This window comes from Gemmatimonadota bacterium, assembly GCA_009838845.1.
In the GTDB taxonomy this organism is placed as follows: domain Bacteria; phylum Latescibacterota; class UBA2968; order UBA2968; family UBA2968; genus VXRD01.
This window is the reverse complement of sequence record VXRD01000035.1, coordinates 1-4,455: the sequence shown is the minus strand read 5'-3', so window position 1 is coordinate 4,455 and position 4,455 is coordinate 1. Positions and strand designations below refer to the sequence as shown.

Sequence of the window (4,455 nt, the reverse complement as noted above, 5' to 3'; positions counted from 1 at the left end):
ACAACAACTGAAACGAAAAAAGAGCAACATGCAATGTCAAACAATGGATCGCACACATTGTTGAAAGAACAATGGCGATTTTGTCACCTGCGGTTTGATAGCTCAAACGCGCCATTTATTATCTCCTTTTTATTCATATAACGACACACTTAATATTTATCACCAGGATTGTTTTTCATATCGCGCTTATCCATCACCTCGGCTTTGCTGATGCGAAAAAAGAGTTCGGAAGGATCTTTTTGCAACAATTCCAGACGACCTGTAATAGTAACGGGATAATAAGTAAAATCAATCGGTTTGCTCGGGTGAACATCTACCAGAGACTCAGGCCCACCTCCGCCTACACAAAATGAACATCCCCCAAGTGAATACGGAGTCAAAACAAAACGCGCCTGTTTTTTTTGAGCCGATAGCGGAATCATAAACCCGACAAGCTCGACGTGTTTGCCATTCATTTTTTTCAACGTATCGGAAAATATGGGTATAAAGGTCGGCGCATAGGGATCATAACTCACCGTCGCAAGGGTTTCCCAAAGCGACCCCTTCATCATCTGGGGCAATGGAGACGCCTGAAGTTCTGGGCGATGGTCTAATGACGAAGGCGGTGTCTCACTGCCAGTATCTATTCTCAAAACCACAGCAAATAACAAAATAAACATTACCGTGCGTTGTATATTCATCCTGACACCTCCACAAGTGTTTGTGCAACATCTGTCCGATAGACCTGAAGCGCGGGTATAAGAGCCGATACACTACCCAACACAAGCGCCAGACCAATGAGCCAGAATTCATCGGACAAAATAATCCATCCCGTCAAATTTATATGCTGTGCCTCGCGCACCCACGCGCCAATCACCTCAGTGCTGGCATGCCCAAGCACAAAGCCCAATCCCGTACCCATAAATGTAAGCAAAATCCCCTCCAAAAGCACCTGAACAAAAAGTTTGCCGCGACTTGCCCCCAGAGCACGCATCATAGCCAAATCGTATCGCCGATCTTTCATCGCATTATAAAGTGCCACAAAAATGCTCAACGCCGCTGCAAACACCAGAACCCCACCAAAAACCCGCACCACCTCCAACCCAACACCGAGCAATGCAAAAAGGCGCGTTGTCTCAAATGCGGGGGACGCAGCCTGAAATTTGGTCTCTTTATTAACATACCTCGGAAATGACACGGCTGCAATAGGTGAACGATAGCGAATCAAAAGACCCGTAACTTCGCGCTCGGCATCGGCTTCACTGTCCATCGGCAAACCCAGAACATCGCGTGCGCGATTCTCATCGGCCTGGCTCTCCAGGTGATGATCCAGTCCATCGCCCTCTTCTTCATGCGGTTCGTGAACCAGCCAGACCGTTTCCACAGCAGTCAGTAACAGACGGTCGATAATCGAACCAGTTGGTTGCAAAACACCCACCACGCGAAACGGCTGCGATTCGTGTTGTTCAGAAGCTGTTTCTGCGGTCAACCCATGCGAACTAATAACCTCATCACCCAGTGCAAGACCTGTCTCGCTGGCAACCTGCGCGCCTATAACCACCTGGTATGGCTCATCCCAAAAGGTACCATCAACCAACTCCGCCCGGTAGTGTTTGGCGTATGCGGATGTCGTTCCCACAATGCGATATCCCCGATAATTATCCCCCAACGCCAGGGGTATCGCCTGTGCAACCGCTCTGTTTTTTGCCAGTTCACGCGCCTCTAAAAGCGGTATATTTCCCGTTGGCACATCAACGTGAAAGACACTGGATAAAATCAATTGCAAAGGACTGCCCTTAGCCCCCACAACGACATCGATATTTTGAACATTTCGGTGCAAATTCTCTTCAAATTGTTCGCCAAAAAGCAACAAAACAACGACAATACCCGTTCCAAGTCCCAACAATATCATATTGAGCAATGTATTCAACTTGCGCCGATAAATATAGGCCAGACTAATTTTGAAAAGATTCATGTGGGCAATTCCACCTGTTCATCGAGCGCAATACAATGGTCAAAACTGTCGGTAATTCGATGATCATGTGACGCCACCACCAGAGTTGCCTGAACCTCTCGCGCCGATGACGTGAGCAAATCCAACACCTGCTTGCTGCGCGCGTCATCCAATCCAGATGTCGGTTCATCGGCCAACAGCAATTGGGGGCGGTTAACAACAGCCCGGGCGATTGCCACGCGCTGTTGTTGACCAAAACTCAGTTCCGATGGATAAGCGTGTTCGCGACCTGCGAGACCGAGAGCCGCAAGCACCTGTTGGACACGCGCTTTGTCCTGCTGTACACCGGCCATATAATGCGCCATAAGCAAATTTTCCAACACCGTAAAAACCGGGAACAGGTGAAATTGTTGAAAAACAATGCCAATGCGTTGCCCGCGGAATCGATCGCGAGCGGTCTCTGTCATTGCATAAATATCCTGTTTGGCAATATGCACACTGCCCTGTGAGGGCTTTAACAAACCGGCGATAATATGCAAAAGCGTCGTCTTCCCGCTTCCCGATGGCCCGTGCAACAGCCATTTTTCATCGGGCTGGGCCTCAATATATTCTGGCAAGTCCAATACAAGACGACTGCCATAAACATGCCCAACGTGTTTAAGTGCAAACATGAGATAGTATTTAAAAAATGCGATGTGTGACTTCAAAATGTTACGAGGCCGTCAAAATCGAGCGGATGAGGCAGTTTCGGTCATTCTGACTCCTCGACCATGATAAGCTCCGGAAACGGGTTCCGCAACCCTACCCAGGTCTTGCTGTTAGCGGAGGCGAGGCGCTCGTCGAGCAGGCATGCATCGAGGCGAGCGCGCATCGCCGCCTCGTGCATCTGCTGGCCGATGAAGACAAGTTGTTGCGCGCGATCGCCGAAGCGAGGATGCCAGCCCGGCTGCTGGTCAGGTCGCTGACCCTCGGGGTGCCCCCAGTGTTCGCGAGGCACGGCCGCCCACCACATCCCAACGGGGTTCACGTTGATGACGCCGCCGGCTTGAGACCACTCGTAGAGGATCCGATGGTCAGCGGCGACCCAGAAGAAGCCCTTCGAGCGGAGCACGCCGCTCCAGCCCTCGTCGTCGTGCAGGAACGCCCACAGCTTCTCGGCGTCGAAGGGCTGCGACGTCCGATAGGTGAAGCTCGAGATCCCGTACTCCTCGGTCTCCGGCGTGTGCTCACCCTGAAGCTCTCGAATCCAGCCGGCGGAGTGCGCCGCCTTCTCGTAGTCAAACAGGCCCGTGTCGAGCACGCATTCGAGCGGGACCTGTCCGCGCGTCGCCATGAGGACCTTCGCGCCGGGGTTGAACGCTTTCACGATGGCCTCGACCTCGAGAGCCTGATCGTTGCTCACGAGATCGAGCTTGTTGAGCACGATGACGTCGGCGAACTCGATCTGGTCGATGAGCAGGTCGGTCACCGTCCGGTGATCTTCTTCGCCCAGCGACTCACCGCGGTCTTGGAGCGCTTCGGCGGCGTTGTAGTCCTCAAGGAAGTTCGCCGCGTCCACGATCGTGACCATCGTGTCGAGGCGCGAAACCTGACCCAGGCTCACACCGTTCTCGTCCTCGAAGGTGAAGGTCTGCGCGACGGGAATAGGCTCCGAGATCCCCGTGGACTCGATGAGCAGGTAGTCGAAGCGTCCCTCCTGCGCGAGCCGTGAGACCTCGGCGAGCAGGTCGTCTCGCAGCGTGCAGCAGATGCAGCCGTTCGACATCTCGACCAGCTTCTCCTCGGTCCGCGAGAGTTCCGCACCGCCGCGCTCAACGAGCGCCGCGTCGATGTTGACCTCGCTCATATCGTTGACGATGACCGCGACGCGCATGCCCTCGCGGTTGTTGAGCACGTTGTTGAGTAGAGTAGTCTTGCCTGCGCCGAGAAAGCCGGACAGGACAGTAACGGGAAGTCTCTCTGACAAGGGCACTTTAGTTTCCTCTCTTAAAGGGTGATGATATCCAACAGCGAATCAGTCAAACCGGTGGCGATTCAGTTTGCGGTCGTGCTTCACCTGTTGCCCACTCGCCAAACCGTTGCGCCACCCTGAGCGTCGAGCGCAGCAAGCGCACGTCCATCTGGTCGCCAGTACAAGGCGCTGACAACATCTGCCACAAGCGCAATTCCTATCGGATTGCCTTGTCCATCGCGCCTGAGTGACCACACAACTACGCCGCCATCCCGAGCTCCCGAGGCCAAGCGCATCCCGCGGTGAGCGAAGGCGAGCTTTGTAACAGTTTGAACATGAAAATATAGAGTACCGGGCCGCGTGCCTTCGGGACCTCTTCCCTGGAAGCTCCAGACCGTCACCGCCTCGCCTCCACCGGTGGCCAAAAGGGTGCCAGTGTCATCGAAGGCCAAGGCGGACGGCTTGGCAGGATATCCTGACATCATCGAGTCCTGCTTCGTGGAGCGACGCCAGAAATGCACCGAGTTGTCCTGGCTGCCGCAGGCCACGATATCCCCGTCCGGGCTCAGTA

5 protein-coding genes and 1 pseudogene (1 of these 6 only partly in view) are annotated in these 4,455 nt (G+C 53.8%); all 6 read right to left on the bottom strand.

Annotated features, from left to right (window positions below):
• Positions 1 to 115, bottom strand: a pseudogene (locus tag F4Y39_05265) (MerC domain-containing protein) (it extends 290 nt beyond the left edge of the window).
• A 34-nt stretch (positions 116 to 149) separates the two neighbouring features.
• Positions 150 to 680: a DUF3299 domain-containing protein gene (locus tag F4Y39_05260; protein ID MYC13118.1), complete on the bottom strand. Its 531-nt coding sequence runs from the start codon at positions 678 to 680 to the stop codon at positions 150 to 152.
• Positions 677 to 1,954 (bottom strand): FtsX-like permease family protein, encoded by a 1,278-nt coding sequence (locus tag F4Y39_05255; protein ID MYC13117.1) that lies wholly within the window; start codon positions 1,952 to 1,954, stop codon positions 677 to 679. Before F4Y39_05255 ends, F4Y39_05260 begins: the two co-directional genes overlap by 4 nt.
• Positions 1,951 to 2,604 carry an ABC transporter ATP-binding protein gene (locus F4Y39_05250; protein ID MYC13116.1) on the bottom strand — a complete coding sequence of 218 codons (654 nt, stop codon included), beginning with the start codon at positions 2,602 to 2,604 and terminating at the stop codon, positions 1,951 to 1,953. The genes F4Y39_05255 and F4Y39_05250 overlap by 4 nt, the downstream gene beginning before the upstream one ends.
• An 80-nt stretch (positions 2,605 to 2,684) precedes the next feature.
• A complete protein-coding gene (locus tag F4Y39_05245) occupies positions 2,685 to 3,899 on the bottom strand; it encodes a GTP-binding protein (protein ID MYC13115.1) in 1,215 nt (404 codons plus the stop codon).
• Between the two features lie 86 nt (positions 3,900 to 3,985).
• Positions 3,986 to 4,455, bottom strand: a 470-nt coding sequence (locus F4Y39_05240) for a WD40 repeat domain-containing protein (protein ID MYC13114.1), incomplete at its 5' end; no start/stop codon positions are given.